At 62.5% G+C, this 24,344-nt stretch carries 7 protein-coding genes; 5 read left to right on the forward strand and 2 right to left on the reverse strand.

The genetic code is table 11. The annotated features are described in order from the left end of the window. Window positions 1–27 precede the first annotated feature (27 nt). Window positions 28–579 carry a BsuPI-related putative proteinase inhibitor gene (locus EV586_RS01825; RefSeq protein WP_132943361.1) on the reverse strand — a complete coding sequence of 184 codons (552 nt, stop codon included), beginning with the start codon at window positions 577–579 and terminating at the stop codon, window positions 28–30. A gap of 150 nt (window positions 580–729) precedes the next feature. After that, complete coding sequence (locus EV586_RS01830; protein ID WP_132943362.1) at window positions 730–1,257, reverse strand: type 1 glutamine amidotransferase domain-containing protein; 528 nt, start codon at window positions 1,255–1,257, stop codon at window positions 730–732. Window positions 1,258–1,445: 188 nt separating this feature from the next. On the opposite strand from EV586_RS01830, the gene EV586_RS01835 reads away from it, so the two are divergent. From EV586_RS01835 to EV586_RS01855, 5 genes are all read left to right on the forward strand, one after another. Beyond that, a complete protein-coding gene (locus EV586_RS01835) occupies window positions 1,446–2,822 on the forward strand; it encodes a S8 family serine peptidase (protein ID WP_132943363.1) in 1,377 nt (458 codons plus the stop codon). A 110-nt stretch (window positions 2,823–2,932) separates the two neighbouring features. Beyond that, the gene (locus tag EV586_RS01840) at window positions 2,933–3,559 is read left to right on the forward strand and encodes a fumarylacetoacetate hydrolase family protein (protein WP_132943364.1); all 627 of its coding nucleotides are present in this window, start codon (window positions 2,933–2,935) and stop codon (window positions 3,557–3,559) included. Window positions 3,560–3,730: 171 nt separating this feature from the next. Beyond that, window positions 3,731–10,234, forward strand: a complete 6,504-nt coding sequence (locus EV586_RS01845; protein WP_132943365.1) for a MupA/Atu3671 family FMN-dependent luciferase-like monooxygenase — start codon at window positions 3,731–3,733, stop codon at window positions 10,232–10,234. Between the two features lie 128 nt (window positions 10,235–10,362). Beyond that, entirely contained in the window at window positions 10,363–17,229 is a 6,867-nt protein-coding gene (locus EV586_RS01850; protein WP_132943366.1) for an amino acid adenylation domain-containing protein, read from the forward strand. 201 nt (window positions 17,230–17,430) lie between these two features. After that, a complete protein-coding gene (locus EV586_RS01855) occupies window positions 17,431–24,330 on the forward strand; it encodes an amino acid adenylation domain-containing protein (protein ID WP_165898160.1) in 6,900 nt (2,299 codons plus the stop codon). Window positions 24,331–24,344 lie beyond the last annotated feature (14 nt).

A 24,344-nucleotide genomic window follows, 5' to 3' on the forward strand; every position in this document is an offset into this window, starting at 1 on the left:
ACAGATGATGTGCAGCCTCCCTTTTGCTTATTCTGTGATGGTGATCTGCGCTGTCGTCTCGATCACTTTCGGCGGTTCGGTGTTCATCATGCCGTGGTCCATCGAGGTCAGGTTGACGCTGGTCAAGATGTCGTACGTCCCCGGTCGAACGTCTTGGGGCTTGAACTTGACGGTGTGGATGATCGTTTGGTTCGGCTTGAGCTCTTTCACGCCCAACGCCTCGGTGCACATCTGCGGTTCGCCGTTCTGAACGGGCACGAATGTGCCGCTCTTGGTCGGGATCGCAATGCGGACGCCCGGATCGCAGCCGTTGGTGGTCTGGACGAAGATCGTCTTGTCGGTGGTGTTGCGGATTTGCGCCTGTACGGCCAGCTCTTCATTCGGCTTGTACTTAATCTTGCTGGCTTTGACGATGATCTCGACACCGTCCGCTTCGGCTCTGTGGAACATGCCCGGCACTTCTTTGTCTTGCCCGGCGGCCGGCTTGTCGTTCTGGCCGGTCGTCGCGTCCTTGGCGCCGCAGCCTGTGAACGCGAACAGCATCGCGCAGCTGAGCAGGACGGTCAACGTTTTTTTCATGGTGTTTCACCTCCAGAGTAGCTCTCGTTGTTCTATATGACGCGCAGAATCTGCGTGAAGTTTCAATATGACGCAATGAAAAGGAGCCCAGCTTTTCATAGCGGGCTCCTGTTGTAGTATAACACGTCAGGCGTGTCGTATGCGGATGTATTATTTGGGTTCGGCCAGCGCGTCGGCGAACGCTTTCGCGTACGGCGGCAAGTCGGGCGGACGGCGGGATGAGATGATGTGGCCGTCGATGACGACCGGCTCGTCCAGCCAAACCGCGCCTGCGTTTTCCATGTCGTCGCGGATGCCCGGGGTGGAAGTGACTTTGACACCGTTGAGGATCTTCGCAGAGATCAGCACCCAACCGGCGTGGCAGATTTGGCCGATCGGCTTCCTGGCGGCGTTCATGTCTTTGACAAGGCGCAGCACGTCCGGGTAACGGCGAAGTTTGTCTGGTGACCATCCGCCGGGGACGAGGATCGCGTCATAATCGGCGGCGTCGACATCGGTGAAGGCGAGGTCAGATTGGATCGGTACACCGTATTTGCCTGTGTAGGTCTCGCCGGCACTCGGACCGACGATCTGTACGTCCGCGCCTTCTTCGCGCAGGCGCAGCACGGGATACCAGAGTTCGAGATCTTCAAATTCATGCTCGACCAGCTGGATGACTTTTTTGCCTTGGAGTCGCATGGGGGTTCCTCCTCGTGTGTTGATGACAAGTCAAACTCTAACACAAGTGGGCCAATTGTTCCATTTTCGGCTATTATTTACTTCACTAATAATTTAAAATAATTTGAAATTGACACTTGTAATCTTTGAGTAAATATATTAGTCTGAAAATATAATAGATTTCGATCCTATCAAAGGGGGCATCTCTAATGAAAAAGACTACCGTATGGTTAGCCGCGATGGCACTTGGCGTGACTACTTTAGTCGGCGTCAATCCGGGCACAGCACCGGCGCAAGCAGAGCAAGGCGAACAAAAATATCTGGTGGTATTCCAAAATGCATCGAGTCTGCCGAGCAACTATGAAAGCTTGCTGCAGCAGGCGGGCGGCAAGGTGACCAAGAAGCTGTCCAACCTGGGTGCGGTGCAAGTGGTGAGCAGCAACCCGAATTTTAACTCGGCGATGCAATCTTCGCCGTATGTACAAGCGGTGAATCGCGAAGGGTCGGTCTATCCGGATTCGGTCGCAGGAGAAGTGGCAGAAGCGTTCAACCCGGAGCAAACGGCAGTCGGCACGGCCGATCTGTATGATACGTACCAATGGGACATCAAGCAGGTGACGAGCAACGGTGAGTCCTGGAACCTCAAAGGCGGCACCGGGAAGAGTGCAGACGGCAAAAACATCGTCGTCGGCGTCATCGACACCGGGATCGACTACAACCATCCGGATCTGAAAGGCAACTACCTCTACGGCAAATCGTTTGTGCCGGGCATCACCGATGCGATAGACGAAAAGGGCCACGGCACACACGTCGCAGGCGCGATCGCGGCGAACGGCCGTGTGATGGGGGTCGGCCCGAACTTGAAGCTGGCGTCGTACCGCGTGTTCGGCCCGACCGGCAGCGCAGCGACGTCCGATATCGCAGCAGCGTTGGAAGCGGCAGGCAATGACAACGTGGACGTTGTCAACATGTCGCTCGGCGGCTATAACTGGATCCAAGACCCGGACTACACGCCGGATGAAGTGATCGCAGACCAACTGCTGTTTGAGCGCGCGATCGCTTATGCGACGAAAAAAGGTGTCACCGTGGTCGGTTCGGCCGGCAACAACGGGATGAACATCTCCAATCCGTGGCAGCTGACGAAAGACCTGTTCGGCCCGGACGCAGAAGGGATCACGCTGCGCAGCCCGAGCTCCCCGCAGATGCTGCGCGTGGCGTCGAACGGCATCGGCCTGAACCGCGCGTACTACTCGAACTACGGCGCGCTGCACATCCACGTCTCCGCACCGGGCGGCGACTACGGTCCGCTCTGGGCACCGGGTCTCGATCCGGCGCTGCGTGACGGCAATGCGCGCACCTTGTCCACCTACATGGGCGGCGGCTATGCGTGGATGATCGGCACCTCGATGGCTTCCCCGAAAGCGGCAGCCGTCGCCGGCGTGGTCATCGCCAAAGCGGGCAAAGACAAGCTGACCCCGGCGCAGGTCAAATTGCAAGTCATGGGGACTGCGACCGATATTCAGGATGCCGGGTTCGACAAGTACTCCGGATTTGGTCTGGTCAACGCGAAGAAAGCTCTGAAATAACGGCAGGAGGCACGCTTCAAGCAGAAGCGTGCCTTTTGTTTGTTGCAGGAAATGAGCGGCGGGGCAAGAATAGGTTCAGGGCGGATCTCAGATGGAAATGAGGGAACTTGGTGGAAGACATTCGCAACATTTATTGTGTAGGGCGCAATTATCGTTTGCACGCGGCTGAACTTGGCAATGAAGTGCCGAAGTCGCCGTTTTTGTTTTCCAAGCCGACGCATGCGCAGGTCGCAGCGGACGGCGGGGAGATCGTGCTGCCGGCCGGGCAGGGCGAGATTCACCATGAGCTGGAACTGGTCGTGCAGGTGAGCCGGCCGTTCGAGCCTGGCATGAAGGTGGATGACGCGGTGGGCTCGTTTGCGCTGGGGCTGGATCTGACCTTGCGCGACGTGCAGTCCGAGCTGAAGCAAAAAGGCCACCCGTGGCTGCGGGCAAAAGGGTTTAAGAACTCGGCGGTGCTGACCGCCTCCCGTCCTTTCCCGGGCGTGGAAGCTGCCTTGCAGACCGAGTTTTACATGCTGAAAAACGGCGTGGAAGTCCAGCGCGGCAACATCGGTGACATGGTGTTCGACCTGCAGGCGCTGTTTGATTTTACCGCTGAGCATTTCGGTCTCAGCACCGGCGACATTCTCTTTACCGGCACCCCGGCCGGTGTCGGTCCATTGGCGGACGGCGACCTGCTGGAGCTGTTTTGGGGCGGGGAACGACTGGGCAGCTGCGCGATTCGGCTGCGTTAGAGTTTGGAAGGGGAATCCCTTGTGCGCATATGGCACAAGGGATTTTTTTATTAGTCTGTTGTATTAGTTCAGAAATTGGTCTCATCAGTTGAATTCAGTGTTTCAAAGACTGTATAATTATAAATAAATTGAACTTCATTCGGGTTTTGTTTCTCTTCGGGAGGGCTGGAGATGATTGATCATACTTTGGTCGGCTTGCTGCTGCGGCGGGCCGGGGAACAGCCGGGGTTGGCGGGCTATACGTTTTTGACGGATGACGGCGGGGAAGAGCGGTTGACGTACGCGGCTTTGGACCGCAAGGCGCGGGCGGTGGCCGCTTGGCTGCAGAACATCGGAGCTGCGGGTGAGCGGGCGCTGCTGTTGTACTCGCCGGGGATCGACTATCTTGCGGCGTTTTTCGGCTGTCTGTATGCGGGCGTGCTGGCGGTGCCGGCTTATCCGCCGCGACAGAATGGCAATCTGGAGCGGCTGCAGGCTGTGGCAACGGACGCCGACGCCCGCTTCGTGCTGACCACGTCAGGCATCGCTGCGGCGGTGGAGGAACGGTTTCACGGGGTGACTTGTGTGGTGACTGACGTGCTGAGTGAAGACCTGGCCGAGCTGTGGCTGATGCCGGATGTGGGCCGGGAGTCGCTGGCCTTTTTGCAGTATACGTCCGGGTCGACCTCGGCGCCGAAGGGCGTGATGTTGTCGCACGGGAACCTGCTGCACAACTTGAGCCTGATCGAGCAGCGCTTTGGCACGACAAAAGACAGCCGGGGCGTGGTCTGGCTGCCTCCTTATCATGACATGGGGCTGATCGGCGGGATCTTGAATCCGCTGTATACGGGCTACCCGATGTCCCTGATGGCGCCTGTGTCGTTCATTCAGAAACCACTGCGCTGGCTGGAGGCGATCTCCAAGACGGGAGCGACGGTGAGCGGCGGGCCCAATTTTGCGTATGAGCTGTGTTTACAGAAGATTTCGGAAGCGCAGCGCGGTCTGCTGGACCTGTCGGCTTGGCAAACTGCGTTTTCGGGTGCGGAGCCGGTGCGGGCGGAGACGCTGGAGCGGTTTGCGGCGTTTTTTGGGTCGGCCGGCTTTCGGAAGGAAGCGTTTTTCCCGTGCTACGGTCTGGCGGAAGGGACGCTGTTTGTGGCAGGCGGACGCATGGAAGACGCGCCGCGGGTGCGGACGTTTGCTGCTGAGGAACTGGAGCAGAACCGGGCGGTGGAAACGGCGGCCGGGGACGGCGCGCGGACGCTGGTCAGCAGCGGAACGGTCGGGCTGACGGAGCAGGACGTCTATGTGGCCGACCCGGAGACGGGCGAGCGCTGTGCGGACGGGGCGGTCGGCGAGATCTGCGTGCAGGGTGCGAGCGTGGCGCAGGGCTATTGGCAACAGGATGACTTGACGCAGGCGGCGTTTGGCGGCGGTGTGCTGCGGACGGGAGACCTGGGGTTTGTGCTGAACGGGGAGCTGTTTGTCACCGGGCGATTGAAGGATTTGATCATCATTCGCGGGCGGAACTACTACCCGCAGGATGTCGAGTTTGCGGTGCAGGAGAGCCATCCGGCGGTGTGCAACCCGAACGGAGCAGCATTTTCGGTCGACGTGCAAGGAGAAGAGCGGCTGGTCGTCGTGCAGGAGATCGAGCGGGGGCACCGCAAAGGCGACCCGACGGCAGTGATCGCCGCGATCCGCCAACAGGTGGCGGCGGAGTACCAGTTGCAGGTGTATGGAGTGGTGCTGCTCCGTCCGGCGAGCATTCCCAAGACGTCAAGCGGAAAAGTGCAAAGGCACCAGTGCAAGCAGCGCTTCCTGGCCGGGACGCTGGAAGCGGTGGCAAGTTCGGTGCTGGATGGCGGAGTGATGGACAGTCGTTTTCATGAGGCAGGTCTGCCGATCGAAGGGTTTGCAGAGGGCACTGGGACGGCTGGAACGGCAGGAATGGCTGGGAGTTCGAAACGCAGTGTTGAAAACGCTGTTTCTCCTGTTGAGTTGGATCGGGAAGCACTACTGGGGTTGCCGTCTGCAGAGCGGTATGGGGCGCTGGTGATGTGGTTGCTGGCGGAAACTCGGAAGGCTGCCGGGGGCATGGCGGTCACGGCGGAGCAGGCGTTTGGTGCTCTGGGTTTTGACTCGCTGATGGCTGTGGAGCTGAAGCACACCTTGGCAGAGAAGTTCGGCGTGGAGGTCGAACTGGGGAGCTTGCTGGATGGCGAGACGGTAGCAGGATTGGCCGGGAAGGTGCTGCGGCAGGTGGAAGCGGCGGCTGAGACGGCACCGGTTGTGCAAGATGCGTTGCCCGCTGCCAAGCGAGAGGAGTACCCGCTGACGTATGGGCAGCGGGCGATGTGGTTTTTGCAACGGCTCGATCCGGGCAATGCGGCGTACAACGTGGCGCGGGCGGTGCGGATTCGCAGCGCGGTCAACTTGCAGGCCCTGCAGGACGCATTTAATGAATTGGTGAAACGTCATGCCGTCCTGCGCACGGTGTGCACGCTGGCAGACGGTGTGCCGGTGCAGCGCGTAACAGATGAGAACCGCCCCGTCCTCTCAGTGCAGGACGCAGCGGCGTGGAGTGGCTTGGAACTTGCGGAAGTCGTCAGCGAAGCGGCGAACCGGCCGTTCGACCTGGAACACGGGCCGCTGCTGCGCGCGACCTTGTTCGCCCGTGGGGCGGAGGAAAGCGTGCTGCTGCTGACCCTGCATCACCTCGTCATCGACTTCTGGTCGCTGGAAGTGATGATGGAGGAACTGTGGACGGTGTACGAAGCAGAAGTTCATCGCCTCCCGCACCTTTTGGAGCAGCCAGTTGCAGAGTACGCAGATTATGTGAACTGGCAGCAAAAATTCCTCGGCGGCCCGCGCGGTGAACAACTGCTCTCCTATTGGAAGCAACGGCTGGCCGGAGCAGCTGCGGTGCTGCAACTGCCGACCGATCATCCCCGTCCGGCGATACAGACCTATCGCGGCACCTCGCTGCGCTTTGAGCTGCCGGCAACGCTTAGCGAACGGGTGAAACGGCTGGCGCAGGAGCAGGGCGTGACGCTGTTCACGCTGCTGTTGACCGCCTACCAGGTTCTGCTTCACCGCTACAGCGGGCAGGAGGACATTCTGGTCGGCTCGCCGATGGCGGGGCGGAGCAACGGGCAGTTCGCCAAGACGGTCGGCTATTTCGCCAACCCGGTCGTGCTCCGTGCGCAACTGACCGGGGAGATGCGCTTTGCCGAGCTGCTCTCGCAAGGCAAACGCACGGTGCTGCAGGCGCTCGATCACCAAGCCTACCCGTTTGCTCTGCTCGTGGAACAGCTCCAACCGCCGCGCGACCCGAGCTGCTCGCCCTTGTTCCAAGTGACCTTCGCGCTGCAGAAATCGCATGTCCTCGGCGACGACGGCGTCGCTGCGCTGTCGATCGGCCAGTCCGGCGCAGAAGTGCAGGCGGGCGGTCTATTGCTGGAATCGATGGAGATCCCGCAAGCGTTCGTCCAGTTTGACCTCGCGCTCGCTGTCGCCGAGGTGGAGGGCAAGCTGAGCGGGACGTTCGAATACAACGCCGACCTGTTCGCAGCGTCGACGATCGAGCGCATGGCCGGGCACTTTGAAACGCTGCTCGCCGGCATCGTCCGCGACGCAGATCAAAAAGTCGCCGAGCTGCCGCTGCTCACCGAAGCGGAACGCCGGCAACTGCTCGTCGAATGGAACGCAACGGAGACCGCAGTGAACACGGGGCTCTGCATGCATCAGCTCTTTGAAGCGCAAGCCGCCCTTGCTCCCGACCGGACAGCCGTCGTGTTCGAAGCGGACAGCATCTCGTACGGCGAACTGAACCGCCGCGCCAATCTCGCCGCGCATCATCTGCGCACGAAGGGCGTCGGCCCGGACGTATTGGTCGGGATCTGCATGGAGCGCTCGCTGGAGATGATGATCGGTCTGCTTGCGATCCTGAAAGCAGGCGGTGCGTACGTTCCGCTCGACCCGACCTACCCGCAGGAGCGTCTCGCTTTCCTTTTGACAGACGCGCAAGTCCCCGTGCTGTTGACACAGGAGCGTTTGCTCGATCGCCTGCCCGGGGGTTCGGCCGCGGTTCTCGCGCTCGATGCCTGGCTGCGAACGGCACAGGGGGACGATTCCAATCTGTCTAGCGGCGTCACCTCAGCAAACACCGCCTATGCGATCTACACCTCCGGAACGACCGGTCAGCCCAAAGGCGTGCTGGTCGAGCATCGCAACGCCGTGAACTTTTTTGCCGGAATGGATCAGCGCATCGGCTGCGCGGCGGAGGACACGCTGCTCGCCGTCACGTCGATCTGTTTTGACATCTCTGTGCTCGAGCTGTTCTGGACGCTCGCCCGCGGCGCGAAAGTCGTGCTGCTCTCCGAAGCGGAAGCGGGCGGAGGCTTGGCCCGGGGGCAGAGGCAGCCAGGGAACGGGATGGATTTCTCCCTGTTCTATTTTGCCAACGACGAAGAGAACGCGACGGACGACAAATACCGCCTGCTGCTCGACGGGGCGAAATATGCAGATGCCAACGGGTTCAAAGCGGTCTGGACGCCGGAGCGCCATTTCCATCAGTTTGGCGGGCTGTACCCGAGCCCGGCGGTGATGAGTTCGGCGCTGGCGATGGTGACCGAGCGCGTTGAGCTGCGCGCCGGCAGCGTCGTCTTGCCGCTGCACCACCCGATCCGCGTGGCGGAGGAGTGGTCGGTGATCGACAACCTGTCCAAAGGGCGGGTCTCGCTGTCGTTTGCGTCCGGCTGGCATGCGGATGACTTCGTGTTTGCGCCGGAGAACTACCCGGCGCGTACAGACGTGATGTTCGACAACATCGAGCTGGTCAAAAAACTCTGGCGCGGTGAAACGCACACTTTCACCGGCGGCGCAGGCAACGAGGTGAAGGTGAAAATCCTGCCCCGCCCGGTGCAACCGGAACTGCCGGTCTGGATCACCAGCGGCGGGAACAAGGAGACGTTCATCCGCGCCGGACAGATCGGAGCGAACGTGTTGACGCACCTGCTCGGGCAGACGGTGGCAGAGGTCGCCGAGAAGATTCAGCTCTACCGTGAAGCACGCGCCCAACACGGACACGATCCGCAGTCTGGCCGCGTAGCTTTGATGCTGCATACGTTTGTCGGCGACAACATGGACATGGTGCGCGAGACAGTGCGCGCCCCGTTCACCGCGTATCTGCGCACGTCGGTCGGGCTGATCGAGAATCTCGTGCGCGCGCTGAATCTCGACATCAACTTGAAAGACCTGTCGCCGGAAGACATGGACGGGCTGTTGAACATGGCGTTTGACCGCTATTTTGACACCGGGTCGCTGTTTGGCACGCCAGAGACGTGCCGCGCGACGGTCGACCGCTTGCAGCAGATCGGAGTAGATGAGATCGCCTGCCTGATCGACTTCGGCATCGCACAGGAAGCGGTGCTAAACGGGCTGGAAGCCCTGAACGGCCTGCGCGCCGCCTGCCTGGCGCACGGCGGAGGAGAGCAGACCGGCGACTACTCGATCGCGGCGCAGGCCAAGGCGCACGGGGCGACGATGATGCAGTGCACGCCGTCCCTGATGCGCATCCTGACGGCCGACTCCAGCAATGTGGCGAGCCTGCAAGGCTTGCAGAAGCTGCTGCTCGGCGGAGAAGCGTTGCCGCCTGCGCAGGCAGCCGCGCTGCGGGCGGCCTTGCCGGCCAAGTTGGTCAACCTGTACGGGCCGACGGAAGCGACGGTGTGGGCGACGACCCATGAGGTGCAGGCCGGAGCGCAGACGGTGCCGATCGGCAAGCCGTTTGCCAACATGCAGGCGTACGTGCTGGACGGAGCTCTGCAGCCGGTGCCTGCAGGCTTGCCGGGCGAATTGTTCATCGGCGGCGCGGGCGTGGCGCGGGGCTACCTGCGCCGCGACCAGCTGACGGCGGAGAGCTTCGTGCCGAATCCGTTTGGCCCAGGTCGGCTGTATCGCACCGGCGACCTCGCGACATGGTCGCAAGCAGGCGAGCTGCTTTTCCTCGGCCGGATCGACCATCAGGTCAAAGTGCGCGGCTTCCGCATCGAGCTCGGCGAGATCGAAGCAGCGCTGGAACAGCTGGCCGGGGTGCAGGAAGCGGTCGTCACGGCGCGTGAGGACGCAGCAGGCGAGAAATACATCGCAGCTTATGTCGTCAAAGCGGAGGCAGCAGCGCTGACAGCAAAAGACCTGCAAGACGCGCTTGCCGCACGGCTCCCGGCCTACATGGTGCCTGCTTCATTGATGTTCCTCGACGCGATGCCGCTCACGCCAAACGGCAAAGTTGACCGCAAAGCGCTGCCGAATCCGGTGCAGGAGCGCGCGCAGCTGCAGGCGGTCTACGCGGCGCCGCAGTCGAAGTTGGAGCAAACGCTGTCACAGATCTGGCAGGACGTGCTGCGCATCGACCGCGTTGGCGTGCACGACAACTTTTTTGAACTGGGCGGACACTCGATCCTCGCCGTGCAGGTGCATGGCCAGATCAAGGCACAGCTCGGCGCCGACCTGCCGATCGTCCAGCTCTTCCAGTACCCGACGATCGCGGGGCTGGCCAAATACTTGAATGAAACGGACAGCGGTGAGCAAGACCAGGCTCTCGTCCAAAAAGGGCTCGGGCGCGCCGAAAGCCGCCGCGAGTCGTTGAAACAGCGCAGCGCCGCACGGGCCACTACGCGGACGCGGCGATAATGACACGCTGCCCGTTTCCGCAGGAGACGGCAAAGAAGGATCTGCGTCCATCTGAACCGATGCTGGGGTTGGCACAAGACCCGGAGCAGCGTCTGCCATGACGAGCTTTTCCAGGAGGAGGAAACGATATGGAACACACATTGCAAACATTGCCGTTGGTACAAGTGCCGTCCGATTTGCCGCGAGGAGGCGCACACACCTCAGCCGACTTTACGCTCAAGCTTTCTTCCGCCTTGCAACAGGAACTGAAGACGTTTGCCGAAGCAGCCGGACTGTCCGAACTGCGCATCTTGCTCACGGTGTTTCAAATGCTGATTCACCGCTATACGGGCGAGGAGGAGATCGCCGTTCTCGCCCGCGGCGCTGAGAACGGAGTGACCGCGCTGGCCGGCGGCGTCTCGGCCGGGTCGACGCTTGGGGAAATGTTGCAGGCGGGGCGGTTGCACGAGATGGAACTGTCCACAGAGTCCGCGCCGCCGATGCTGCTCGAGTTCACGGAGGGACAGGTGACGTGGACGTATGACGGCGCCCGCTATTCGCAGGAACTGATCGCGCGTATGGGCGGGCACTTCCTGCAGCTGCTGCAAGGCGCGCTGCAGGAGCCGGAGACGTTTGTGTGCCGCCTGCCGCTCTTGACCGCACAGGAGGAGCGCGAACTGACGGCCGACGAAAGCCCGTTGACCGGCGGGGACGCGGCGCTTTTGCACCTGCAGGTGGAAGCGCAGGCGCAGCGCTTTCCGGACAAGGTCGCGCTGGAGTTCCAAGGCAGCACGATGACGTACCGGGAGCTCAGCGAGCGCAGCAACCGGCTGGCGCACTATCTGCAGACGCTCGGCGTCGGGCCGGATGTGCTGGTCGGACTCTGTCTGGAACGCTCCCTCGACGTTGTCGTGGCGGTGCTCGGGATCTTGAAAGCGGGCGGGGCCTATGTGCCGCTCGACCCGAAACTGCCGCAGGAGCGCATTCGCTTCATGCTGGAAGATGCGGCGGCGAACGTGCTGGTCACGCGAAACAGCCTGCTGGCGCTCTTGCCGGAGACAGACAGCCGGGCGGTTGCGCTTGACGGTGATGCGGAGAAGATCGCCATAATGCCATCGACGCTGCCGGAGCGCGGCGCAGCAGGGCACCATCTGGCCTACTTGATCTACACGTCCGGCTCAACGGGCAAGCCGAAAGCGGTGATGGTCGAGCACCAGAACGTCATCTCGACGCTGGATGCGGCGATCGCGACGTTTGGCTATACACCGGATGATGTGATGCCGTTCATCGCGTCGCTGGCGTTTGACGTGTCCGTGTTTGAAATGTTCAACCCGCTGATCACCGGCGGCAAGACTGTGATCCTGACGCAGGAAGAAGTGCTCGATTTCCCGCGCCTGATCGAGAAGCTGAAAGGCTACACCATCCTGCATACCGTGCCAAGCGTCATGCGCCAGATCTGCGACACGATCCTCGAACAGGGCGAACCGTCCGGCGAGTATCGCTCGATGCGGGTCCTGCTCGTCGGCGGCGATGTGGTGCCGCCCGACCTGTTGGAGCGCATGCATGCCGCGTTTCCCATGGCGAACGTGCATGTGATGTACGGTCCGACGGAAGGGGCGATCATCTGCTCGACCCACCCGGTCCGGCGCGGCGCGAAGCCGGACGGCTACCCGATCGGCACGCGGCTGACCAACGCCTGGCTGCGCATCTATGACGGGCAGAGGAATCTGTTGCCGCTTGGCATGCCGGGTGAGCTGTACATCGGCGGCCACGGCGTAACGCGGGGCTATCGCGGCCGGGACGACCTCACCGCCGATAAATTCGTCGAGTTGGACGGCGTGCGCTGGTACCGCACGGGCGACCTGGTGCGCCGGATGGCCGACGGGACGATCGACTTCCTCGGCCGGATCGACAATCAGGTCAAGATCCGCGGCTTCCGCATCGAGATCGGAGAGATCGAAACGCAGCTCGCCGCACTTGAAGGGATCGCAGAGACGCTGGTCATGGCCCGCGACGATGCGGCCGGAGAGAAGCAACTGGTCGCCTATGTGGTGACCCATTCCGGCGCGCCGATCCCGACGGCGGTGCTGCGCGAACATCTGCAGACGTCCTTGCCATACTATATGGTGCCTTCCGCCTTCGTCTTTCTTGAACGATTCCCGCTCAACGCCAACGCAAAGATCGACCGCAAGCAGCTGCCCGATCCGGTCTGGATCTCCGAAGAGCCGTACGAAGCGGCCCGCAACGAGACGGAAGCGCTGTTGTGCAGCGTGTATTCCGAAGTGCTGCGCAGCGGGCGGATCGGGATTCACGACTCGTTCTTCGACCTCGGCGGCAACTCGCTGCTGGCGACACAGGTCATCTCCCGCGTTCGCCGCAGCTGCGGTGTCGAGCTGCAGCAGCAGCACGTGCTGGACGCGCCGACGGTGGCCGGGCTGGCCGAGACGGTGCAAAGCCTGCAGGACAGCGGGGCCGGGCTGAAGTTCCCGCCGATCGAACGGATGGCAAGGGGTGGCGCGTTGCCGCTGTCGTACGCCCAGCAGCGGATGTGGTTTTTGGATGAGATGGGCGGCGCAAGCGGGCTGTACAACGTGGCGTACGCGCTGCGGCTGAAAGGCGTGCCGGAGTTTACGGCGCTCCGCATGAGCCTGGCGACGGTGATCGCAAGGCACGAACCGCTGCGCACCACCTATCAGGAGATCGAGGGCGTGCTGCAGCAGGTGATCGATCCGTGGGAGCGCTCCGAGCGCTTTGCCGTCGACATCCGCTTGCGGGGGGCTGCCGACTATCCGGCGGACGTGATGAAGTTTCTGACGGAGGAAGCACAGCGTCCGTTCGACTTGCAAACGGACCTCGCCCTGCGCGCCGTGTATGTGGAGGTGGCGGAGGAAGAGTCGCTTTTGCTGCTGACCATGCCGCACATCGCGGCGGACGGCTGGTCGATGGGTGTGATCCTCGAAGAGTTCGCCGAGTCTTACGCCCATTTCCTGAACGGCGATACCCGGTCACATCAGCATGACATCGAGTATGTTGACTTCGCCGCTTGGCAGCGCGAATTTTTGCAAGGCGGCGTGATGGACGAGCAGCTCGCGTACTGGAAGCAAAAATTGCAAGGTGCGCCCGCCCTGCTCGAACTGCCGCTCGACAAGCCCCGTCCGGCTGTGCAGAGCCATCGCGGCGCGGTGGAGTTCCTGCACCTCGAGGCGGAGCTGACCGCCAGGCTGGAAGCTCTGGCGCGCCAAGCCAACGCCACGTTGTATATGGTGCTGCTCGCGGCGTTCCAGACGCTCCTGTACCGCTACACGGGGCAGACCGATCTGCCCGTCGGCTCGCCGATCGCGGGCCGCCACTATCCGGGCGTGGAAAAGCTGGTCGGGCTGTTTGTCAACACGCTGGTCATGCGCGGCGACGTGTCGGGTGATCCGACCGCTTTTGAGCTGTTGTCGCGCGTGCGGGCGACGACGATGGAAGCGTACCAGCATCAGGATCTGCCGTTCGACAAGCTGGTCGAAGAGCTGCAGCCGGAGCGGGATCTGAGCTACCTGCCCTTGTGCCAGACGTTTTTTGCGCTGCAAAACATGCCGATGGCCGAGTTTTCCGCCCCGCGATTGACAGCAAGCCCGTTCGATCTGGAGCTGAGCGTCGCCAAATTCGACCTTGCCGTGGTCATGGAAGAGCGTCAGGGCGGGCTGATGGCACGATTCGAGTATGCGACCGATCTGTTTGATGCAAAGACGATCTGCCGGATGAAAGGTCACTTCGCCGAGCTGCTCCGCGGGATCGCCGCAGCGCCGGAGCGCCGCGTGTCGGAGCTGCCGATGCTGTCGCCGGCGGAACGGGCAGAACTACTGGCAGGAGAAGCGGAGTTTGCCGCGCCGGAGCATTGCGTATATCAGCTGTTCGAAGCGCAGGCGGAGCGGACGCCGGATGCTGTGGCGCTGCAGCTGGCAGGTGACACGATGAGCTACCGCGAGCTGAACGCGCGGGCGAACCGCTTGGCCCATCATCTGCTGGAGCTAGGCGTCACGGCCGAAACGCGGGTCGGCGTGTTCCTGCAGCGGTCGCCGGACGTTGCTGTCGCGCTGCTTGCGGTGCACAAGGCGGGCGGCGCGTATGTGCCGTTTGACCCGAAGCATCCGCAGGAGCGCATTCAATTCATGCTCGAAGACGCTGCAGCGCCGGTGGTGATCACGCAAGAAACGCTGGCCGGCCGACTCCCGCAGACAGATGCACATCTGGTGCGGATCGACCGGGACTGGAGCTGCATTTCCGCGCAGCCGGACCACAATCCGGAAGTTGAGACCGGGGGAGAGCAGCTCGCTTATCTCCTGTACACCTCCGGTTCGACCGGCCGTCCGAAAGCGGTGATGGTCGAGCACCGCAATCTGGCCTCGACGCTTATGGCGAGCGTGGAGGAGTTCGGCTTCCGGGCGGGCGATGTGATGCCTTGGACCGCATCGGTCGCGTTTGACATCGCGCAGTTTGAGCTGTTTTGCCCGCTGCTCGTCGGCGGCACGGCGGTGATTCTGCCGGAAGAGGTCTTGCTTGATTTCCCGCGCTTGGCCGATGAGGTGCAGCGCTGCACGGCGATGTTTGCCGTGCCGAGCCTGATGCGCCAGCTCGCGTTGTCGATGCGCGAAGAAGGGCGCGACCCGGCCGACTACGCCAAAATGCGCCTGTTGTTCTGCGGCGGCGATGCGGTGTATGCAGATCTGCTGGCGATGCTGCACGAGTCCTTCCCGCAGGCGGATGCGTACGTGCTGTACGGGCCGACCGAAGGCACGATCCTCTGCACGCAGTACCTCGCGCCGCGCGAAGCGCTGCCGGAGCGGGCGATGCTCGGCACGAACTTGAAAAACGCCAACATCCGTCTCTGCGACCCGCATGGCAACCTCGTTCCCACCGGCGTGCCGGGCGAACTGGTGCTGGGCGGAGCAGGCGTCGCGCGCGGCTATCAGGGGCAGGAGGCGCTGACCTCCGAAAAATTTGTAACGATGGACGGGACGCGCTGGTACCGCACCGGCGACGCGGTGCGCCGGCTCGCCGACGGGACGCTGGAGTTCCTCGGGCGTCTCGACAACCAGGTGAAGATCCGCGGCTTCCGCATCGAGATCGGCGAGATCGAAGCGGCGCTGGCCCGCCACGAGGCGGTCGGGGAAGCGGCGGTGATCGTCCGCGAAGACGCGCCGGGCGACAAGCGCCTGGCCGCTTATGTGGTTGGCCGCGATGAGGTGACGGCCGACGAGCTGCGCCGCCATTTGCAAGCGACGCTGCCGGAGTATATGGTGCCGTCCGGGTTCGTCTTCCTCGATGCCTTCCCGCTCAACCCGAACGGTAAGATCGACCGGAACAACCTGCCGCGCCCCGCGGAAGAGGACAGCGAGCACACGGCAGGAGTACAGGCGCGGACGCAAGAGGAAGAGCTGATCGGCGGCGTGTTTGCGCAAGTGCTCGACTTGCCGGGCGTCGGCCGCGACGACCATTTCTTTGCCCTCGGCGGCCACTCGCTGCTGGCGACACAGGCGGTATCCCGACTGCGCAAGCTGTTTGGCGTCGAGTTGCCGGTCAAAGCGCTGTTCCAAGCGCCGACGGTCGCCCAGATGGCGGTGGAGATCAAGCGCCTCGGACGCGGTGCGGATCTGCCGCCGATCACCCGCGCTGCGAGGGACGCAGCGCTGCCCTTGTCGTTCAACCAGCGCCGCTTGTGGTTCATCGAGCAGGTGCAGAACAGCGACGGGCTGTACCACATCCCGCTCCTGATCCGCATGCAAGGCGAGTTGGATCGTGCAGCTTTGCAGCACAGTTTGCAAAAGTTGGTGCGGCGCCATGAAGCGCTGCGCACCGTGTTTGTGGAAGTCGACGGCGAGCCGATGCAGCAGGTGCTCGCCGATCTGGAGCTCCCGCTGCAGATCCACGGTGGCGTGGCGGAAGCGGAGTTGCTGCCGCTCGTCCGCGCAGAAGCCAAACTGCCGTTCGATCTCGTCCACGGCCCGCTGGTGCGCGCCGATCTCTATGAACGGCAAGACGGGGAGCAGTACCTGCTGCTCAATCTGCATCACATCATCGCCGACGGTTGGTCGGTCGAGTTTTTCATGCAGGAGCTGGCCGAAGTGTACACGGCGCACCTTGAGCACCGGGTACCGCAACTGCCTGAGGTGACGCTCGGCTTCGCCGACGTGGCCAAGTGGGAGCAGGACGCGTTGCAAGGCGACGTGTTGGAGCAAAAATGGGCGTACTGGAAACAAAAGCTGGCGGGTCACCTCGCCCCGCTCGACCTGCCGACCGACCGACCGCGACCGGAAGGGCAGACGCACGTCGGCGCACAGCACAAGCGCTGGTTGCCGGCCGAATTAGTGCCGCCGCTGCAGGAGTTGGCCCGACGGGAGGGGGTGTCGCTGTACATGCTCCTGCTCGCCGCTTTCAACGTCTTGCTGTTCCGCACGACCGGGCAGACCGACATCGCAGTCGGCTCGCCGAGCGCCGGACGCGAGCGGGCGGAAGTGGAGCGCGTGTTTGGCTTCTTCGTCAACACGCTGGTGCTGCGCAGCGATCTGTCGGGCAGCCCGCTGTTCACCGAGCTGATGCACCGCGTGCGCGAAGTAACGCTCGATGCGCTGGCCCATCAGGAGGTGCCGTTTGAGCGCCTGTTAGAGTTGCAGCCACAGACCGACCGCCGCTATGCACCGCTGATTCAGGCGATGTTCGTGCTGCAGGATGTAGGCTTCTCGCAGCGGGAATTGCCTGGCATGGTCTGGGAGCTGGTAGAATTTGACCTTGGCATCGCCAAGTTCGACCTCACGTTGTACGTGGAAGAGACGGAGGAAGGGCTGAAGGCGATGGCGGAGTACAACACCGATCTGTTCGACGCGGCGACGATCGACCGTCTGCTGCAGCAATGGCAAGGCCTGCTGGAAAGCATCGCGGAAGACCCGCGCCGGTCGATCGGCGAGCTCCCGCTGCAAGGCGCGGCCGAGGTGTCGCTGTCGGAGGATGAGTTTGAGGAGTTGTTTCTGTAAGTCAATCGGTCATGAAGAGGAGCAGCCTGTGAAGGCTGCCCCTTTTATGACCGCAGGTACAATGTATATAAATAAGCGTCACTCATGTTGATTTAAACATTTTTAGCAGGTTTTCTATTAATGCTCGAAGAAGTATTATCGTCGACAAGTACAGTGAAAAATATACGGAAAATTATCGACATACTTCAAGGAGGCTGTACAATGCCCACCGTTCGTAATCGAGCTGCGAACTTGCCTTATGCTGGAAAAACATATATCCTACCCATCCCGAGCGAACTGTCGGCGCACCTGAGCGGACAGAACGGGGCTGCTTATCTGGCGTTGCTGCTGCACCGGTATACGGGTGAAGAGCAGGTTGAGATCGGCGTGCCAGGCGCTCGTCTGTCCTGGCAGATCGGCGGTGAGATGCCGGTGCGCGACGTGTTAGCATCTGCCAAACTGGCGGCGGATGGCGACGACGAGCCTGTGCAGGCACAGTTTGGCTGCTTTGACGATGAAACGGATACAGCGGATCTCGCTTTTTATAGCAACGACGGGGAACTGGTGCTCACGTATAACGCAGCGCGGTTTTCTGAACTGGCGGCAGTGCGGATGATGCAGCACTTTGTCGCGCTGGTGCAAGCGGCCGTCTCCGACCCGAAGCGGCAGGTACAACACCTGTCCCTGCTGTCGGAGGACGAAAAGCAGCACATACTGACCGCTTGGAACAACACGGCGCTGGACATACCGCCGCTTTGCAACCTGCAGGAGCTGTTCACCGAACAGGCCGTGCGTACGCCGGATGCGGTCGCCGCGGTCTGCGCGGGGCATGCGCTGACCTTCGCCGAGCTGAACGCACAGGCCAACCGGCTGGCGCATCGCCTGCAGCGACTCGGCATCGGGCCGGAAAAGACGGTCGGCCTTTGTCTGAATACAGGGCTTGGGCTGATCACCGCCCTGCTTGCCGTCTGGAAGGCGGGCGGCGCGTACGTGCCGGTCGATCCGGCCTATCCGAAGGACCGCAAAGCATTTGTGCTCGCCGATGCGGCCGTCTCCGTCCTGCTCACCGAGAGCAGCTTGCAAAGCGCGCTGCCGGAGCATGGAGCGCATGAGCTGCACCTCGACCGGCTGGGGGACGAATTGGCGGCCGAATCGGCTGCCGACCCGATCTGTGCCGCACAGCCGCACCATCTGGCGTATATCATCTACACGTCCGGCTCCACCGGGCGGCCTAAAGGCGTGCTGATCGAACAAGCCGCCTTGTTCCACCATCTCCACGCGCTGCACCACGCCATCTATCGCCACCACCCGGCGCGCCCGATGCAAGTGGCGCTGAACTCTTCGGTGGCGTTCGACGCGTCGCTGGCCCAGATCGAGCTGATGCTGCAGGGGCACACGCTGCACCTGCTGCCCGATGAGGTGCGCCATGATCCGCAGCAGCTCGTGAGCTATGTGCGCGATCATTCGATCGACGTGCTGGACGGAACACCGTCGCAGATCCGTCTGCTGCTGGCAGCCGGACTGCTGGAAGCGGGACAGCATGCGCCTTCGATCCTGCTGGTCGGCGGGGAAGCGATGGACGAAGCGATGTGGGCGGCGTTTGCAGATGCGGACCATACGGTCTGCTACAACGTCTACGGCCCGACAGAAAACACGGTCGACGCTTTGTTCTGCCCGGTTTCGCACGAGCATGCCGAACCGACGCTCGGACGACCGATCCCCAATGTGCAAGCCTACATTCTCGACAGCGCGCTCAACCCGGTGCCGATCGGAGTGCCGGGCGAGCTGCACATCGGCGGCAAGGGGCTTGCCCGGGGCTACTTGAACCGCCCCGAACTGACGGCGGAGAAGTTCATCGCGCATCCGTTCTCCGCAGAAGCGGGCGCGCGCCTCTACAAGACGGGCGACCTGGCCTGCTGGCAGGAAGACGGCACCGTCTCCTTTCTCGGCCGGATCGACGATCAGGTCAAGCTGAACGGCTTCCGCATCGAGTTGTCGGAGATCGAAGCGGTCACGGCGCAGCATCCGTCCGTCCGGGACGCGGTGGTGCTGGTGCGCGAAGACGAGCCGGGCTTGAAGCGTCTCGTCGCGTATGTGACGTCAGACGGGGCGGACCTGAACAGCCGCGGGCTGAAAGCGTATCTGCGCGACCGGCTGCCGAAATACATGGTGCCGTCCGCCTTCGTGATGCTGGACGCGCTGCCGCTCACCGTGAACGGCAAGCTTGATAAAAAAGCGCTGCCTGCACCCGACTTGACCCTGCTCGCCGACGAGGAGTTCGTCGCGCCGCGCAATCCGGCCGAAGAGCTGACCGCTGGCATTTTTGCCGAGCTGCTCGGGCTTGCGCATGTCGGCATCCATGACGACTTCTTCGAGCTCGGCGGCCACTCGCTTTCCGCCGCGCAAGCGGTGTCCCGCCTGCGCAGCGCGTTTGGCGTGGAGCTGTCTGTCCGCGCGCTGTTCGATGCGCCGACCGTCGCACAGTTGGCTGAGCAGGTGCAAGGGGAGTGGAGCGAAGCGACCCGCCTGCTGCTTCCGCCGCTCACCGCAGCCGAGCGAAGCGGCCCGCTGCCTTTGTCATTCGCCCAGCAGCGCATGTGGTTCCTCGACCAGCTGGAGCAGAACAGCGCCCTGTACAACATCCCGACGGCGATGCGGCTGACCGGACCGCTCGATGCGAACATTTTAGAGCAGAGCGTCCACCAGATCGTCGTGCGCCACGAAGGGCTGCGCACGACGTTTCAAATGGCCGGAGCAACACCGGTGCAGCAGATCGCACCGCTGCCGTCTGCAGGGATTTTTGCGGTGACCGACCTGAGCGGGTTCACCGGCGACCGGGAAACGGAAGCTGTGCGCACGATCCAGGCGGCGGTCGAAGCGCCGTTCGATCTGCAACACGGCCCCTTGCTGCGCGTCGTGCTGGTGCGACTGGCGGCCGAAGAGCACCTTTTGCTCGTCAACATTCATCACAGCGTGGCGGATGGCTGGTCGCTCGGCGTGTTTACCGAAGAGCTGGCCGCGTTTTACAAAGCGTTGGCAACTGGCGGGGAAGCGAACCTGCCGCCCTTGCCCCTCCAGTACGCCGATTATGCGGTCTGGCAGCGCGAATGGCTGCAAGGAGCTGTGCTCGACGCGCAGATCGGCTACTGGAAACAGCAGCTCGACGGCGCGCCGCCCGTGTTCCAGATGCCGACCGACCGTCCCCGGCCGGCCGTGCAGTCCTATCGCGGGGCGACCGAGTGCTTTACCGTACCCCAAGACGTCCTGCAGCGCTTGAATGTGCTGTCCAAGCGGGAAGGCGTCTCGCTGTACATGACCTTGCTCGCCGCGTTCCAAGCGCTTCTGTTCCGCTATTCGGGGCAGGATGACATTTCGGTCGGCTCGCCGGTCGCGGGACGCCACCGCGGGGAGATCGAAGAGCTGATCGGCTTTTTCGTCAACACCTTGGTCATGCGTACCCAACTGTCGGGCGATCTGTCGTTTGCACAGCTGCTGCAGCAGGTGCGCGAGGTGGCCTTGAACGCGTTTGCCCATCAGGATGTGCCGTTCGACAAGCTGGTCGAAGAGCTGGCCCCGGAGCGAGATCTGAGCTACTCGCCGCTGTTTCAAGTGCTGTTCGTGCTGCAAAACGCGAAGTACGAGACGGTACAGTTCCCCGGTCTTCAAACTGAGGAATTTTTCGTCGACAGCGGCACGGCCAAATTTGACCTGACCCTGCAGATGCAGGAGGAGGCGAACGGACTTGTCGCCACGCTGGAATACAGCACCGACCTGTATGACTCGGCGACGATCAGGCGCATGGTCGTCCATTTCCAAAATCTGTTGGGGTCGATCGTGCTCATGCCTGAGCAAAAGATCGGCAAACTGCCGATGCTGACGGCGGCGGAGGAGCACCAACTGCTCGTCGAGTGGAACGACACGGCGATGCCCTATCCGCAGGACAAATGCATCCATCAGCTGTTCGAAGCGTGCGCAGCGAAGACGCCTGAAGAGACGGCGCTGATCTTCCGCGACCAGACGATGTCCTACCGCGAGCTGAACGAGCGCTCCAACCAATTGGCCCATCATCTGCAAGGGCTCGGCGTGGGTCCGGAGACGATCGTTGGCATCTGTCTGGAGCGCTCGCTCGAGATGGTGGTCGGGCTGCTCGGCATCTTGAAGGCCGGCGGGGCGTTTGTCGCCCTCGACCCGGCGTATCCGAAAGACCGCCTCGCCTTGATCCTGGAGGACACGGCGATTCCGTTTGTCGTGACCCAGTCCACCGTGCAGGATGTGCTTCCGCCGCATGATGGCCGGCTGATCTTGCTCGATCAGCACCGCGCGCTGCTCGATGCGGAGCGCACCGCCAACCCGGACAGCGGAGTTGGCCCGGACAATCTGATCTATCTGATCTACACGTCCGGCTCGACCGGCCGCCCGAAAGCGATCGCGATGCGCCATCAGCCGCTGACAAACATGACATGGTGGCAGATCGGGGCATTTATCGATCCGGGTCCGGCCCGCGTGCTGCAGTTCGCGTCGCTCAACTTCGACGTGTCCTACCAGGAGCTGTTCACGACGTTCTATCTCGGCGGCACGGTGATCATCCCTGACGAGGAGACGCGCCGCGATTCGTACCAACTGCTGAACCTGATCGTCGAGCAGAAGATCGAGCGGATCTTCCTGCCGTTCATCCTGCTCACCCAGCTGGCTGAAGTCGGGGAGAGCGGCGGCCCGCTGCCGCATGACCTCAAGGAGATTATCACAGCCGGCGAACAGCTGCAGATGACCGCTCACATCGTCTCTTGGCTGCGCAAGCTCGGCTGCCCGCTGCACAACCAGTATGGCCCGTCAGAAGCGCACGTCGTCACCTATCTCACCTTGACCGGTGATCCGGGCACGTGGCCGGCCTTGCCGCCGGTCGGCAAGCCGCTTGGCAACACGCAGATCTACGTGCTCGATCCCTATATGCGCCCGGTGCCGGTCGGCGTCGGCGGTGAAGTGTACGTCGGCGGCGACTGCCTCGCGCGCGGCTATCTCAACCGCGAGGAGCTGACCGCCGAGAAGTTCATCCCCGATCCGTTTTCCGGCCGCCCTGGCGCCCGCCTGTACCAGACGGGAGACATCGCGCGCTGGCTGCCGGACGGCAACCTCGAATACATGGGCCGCGCCGACGATCAGGTCAAAATCCGCGGCTTCCGCGTCGAACCGGGTGAGATCACGGCGGTGCTCGGCAAGCATCCCGACTTGAAAGAAGTGGCGGTGTTGGCCCGTGAGGACCAGCCGGGCAACAAGCGCCTCGTCGCTTATGTTGTGCCGCAGGAGCCCGACCGGGCGCCGACGATCGCCGAGATGTCAGCGTACATCCTCGAGACGCTGCCGAAGCACATGGTGCCGTCCGCTTTCGTGGTGATGGAAAAATTGCCCCTGACCCACAACGGCAAGCTGGAGCGGAAAGCTCTGCCCGTCCCGGAGCAGGTGCGCTCGGGACTCGACGCCGACTATAAAGCGCCGCGCACGCCGGTCGAAGAGATCGTCACCGGCATGTGGGCGCAAGTGCTGGGCTTTGAACAGGTCGGGATCGACGACAATTTCTTTGAACTCGGCGGGCATTCGCTATTGGCGACGCAAGTCGTCACGCGCATGCGCAACACCTTCAAGATCGATCTGCCCGTCCGTACGATCTTCCAGACTCCGACCGTGGCCCAACTCGCCGAGAAGATCGAAGAGCTCGCGCGCGGCGGGGAAAAAGAGCTCCCTCCGCTGACGAAAGTCTCCCGCGACGGCGCTCTCGCCTTGTCGTATGCGCAGCAGCGGATGTGGTTTTTCGACCAGTTGGCGGAAGAAGGGGCGCTGTACAACGTCCCGACGGCGCTTCAGCTGTCCGGCACACTGCACGTCGAAGCCATGCGATCGAGCCTTAACGAGATCGTGGCACGCCACGAATCTCTGCGCACGACCTTCCGGGAAGTGGACGGCCAGCCGGTGCAGGTGATTCATCCGCCGCACGAGGCGCTTTTTGTCATCGAAGATCTGACGGGGCTGGGCAGCGGAGCGGAGGGTGAGGCTCTGCAGCGGGCGATAGCGGCGGCTGCGCTGCCGTTTGACTTGGAACGCGGCCCGGTGCTCCGGGTGCACGTGTACCGCACGGCACAGACGGAGCATCTGCTGCTGCTGAACATGCACCACATCGTGTCGGACGGCTGGTCGATCGGCGTCTTCCTGAACGAGCTGGCCGCGCTGTACGAAGCGCGTCTCAACGGGGACAAGTCGCCGCTGCCAGAGCCGGGACTGCAATACGCCGACTTCGCGGCGTGGCAGCGCAGCTGGCTGCGAGGCGACGTGCTGGAAGAGCAGATGAAATTCTGGCGCCAACAGCTGCAAGGGCCGCTGCCTGTGCTCGAGCTGCCGGCCGATTTCCCGCGCCAGGCATCGCCGACGTACAGCGGGCTGACCCGATCGCTGGTGCTGCCAGACGCGCTGCACGAAGCGCTGAACGAGTTGGCGCAGCGCGAAGGTCTGTCCCTGTATATGCTGCTGCTCGCAGCATACAAGACGCTCTTGCACCGCCTGACAGGACAGCACGATCTGCTGGTCGGCTCGCCGATCGCCGGACGCAACCGGGAAGAGATCGAGCCGATGATCGGCTTCTTCGTGAACACGCTGGTCGTGCGCACGAGCCTTGCCGATAACCCGACGTTTGCCGAAGTGGCGCAGAAGGTGCGGGATACAGCCCTGGAAGCGTATGCCTACCAGGACGTGCCGTTCGACAAGCTGGTCGAACTGCATCCAGACCGCGACCCGCGCTTCTCGCCTTTGTTCCAGACGATGTTCGTCCTGCAAAACACGCCGGCGCAAGTGACCGAACTGCCGGACTTGACGATGCGGCGGGTGACGCTCGACAACGACGTCGCCAAGTTCGACCTCACGTTGTACATGGAAGAAAAGGCGGACGGGCTGACGGCAGAACTGGAGTACAACACCGATCTGTTCGCAGAAGGCACGATTGTGCGCCTGCTCAAGCAGTGGCAGACGCTTTTGGAAGGCATCGTGGAAGATCCGCACCAGCGCATTCTGGCGCTGCCGCTCACCGCGGGCGACGAGATGCTGGATGAAGAAGAACTGGATGAGCTGTTCATTTAATAGAAGGGGGTTTC

Source organism: Tumebacillus sp. BK434, from assembly GCF_004340785.1.
In the GTDB taxonomy this organism is placed as follows: Bacteria; Bacillota; Bacilli; order Tumebacillales; family Tumebacillaceae; genus Tumebacillus_A.

Bases quoted from the DNA above. Each gene is read 5' to 3' on its own strand.
- EV586_RS01830 (WP_132943362.1), bottom strand. From the start codon at position 1,257: ATGCGACTCCAAGGCAAAAAAGTCATCCAGCTGGTCGAGCATGAATTT.
- EV586_RS01825 (WP_132943361.1), bottom strand. From the start codon at position 579: ATGAAAAAAACGTTGACCGTCCTGCTCAGCTGCGCGATGCTGTTCGCG.
- EV586_RS01855 (WP_165898160.1), top strand. From the start codon at position 17,431: ATGCCCACCGTTCGTAATCGAGCTGCGAACTTGCCTTATGCTGGAAAA.
- EV586_RS01845 (WP_132943365.1), top strand. From the start codon at position 3,731: ATGATTGATCATACTTTGGTCGGCTTGCTGCTGCGGCGGGCCGGGGAA.
- EV586_RS01850 (WP_132943366.1), top strand. From the start codon at position 10,363: ATGGAACACACATTGCAAACATTGCCGTTGGTACAAGTGCCGTCCGAT.
- EV586_RS01835 (WP_132943363.1), top strand. From the start codon at position 1,446: ATGAAAAAGACTACCGTATGGTTAGCCGCGATGGCACTTGGCGTGACT.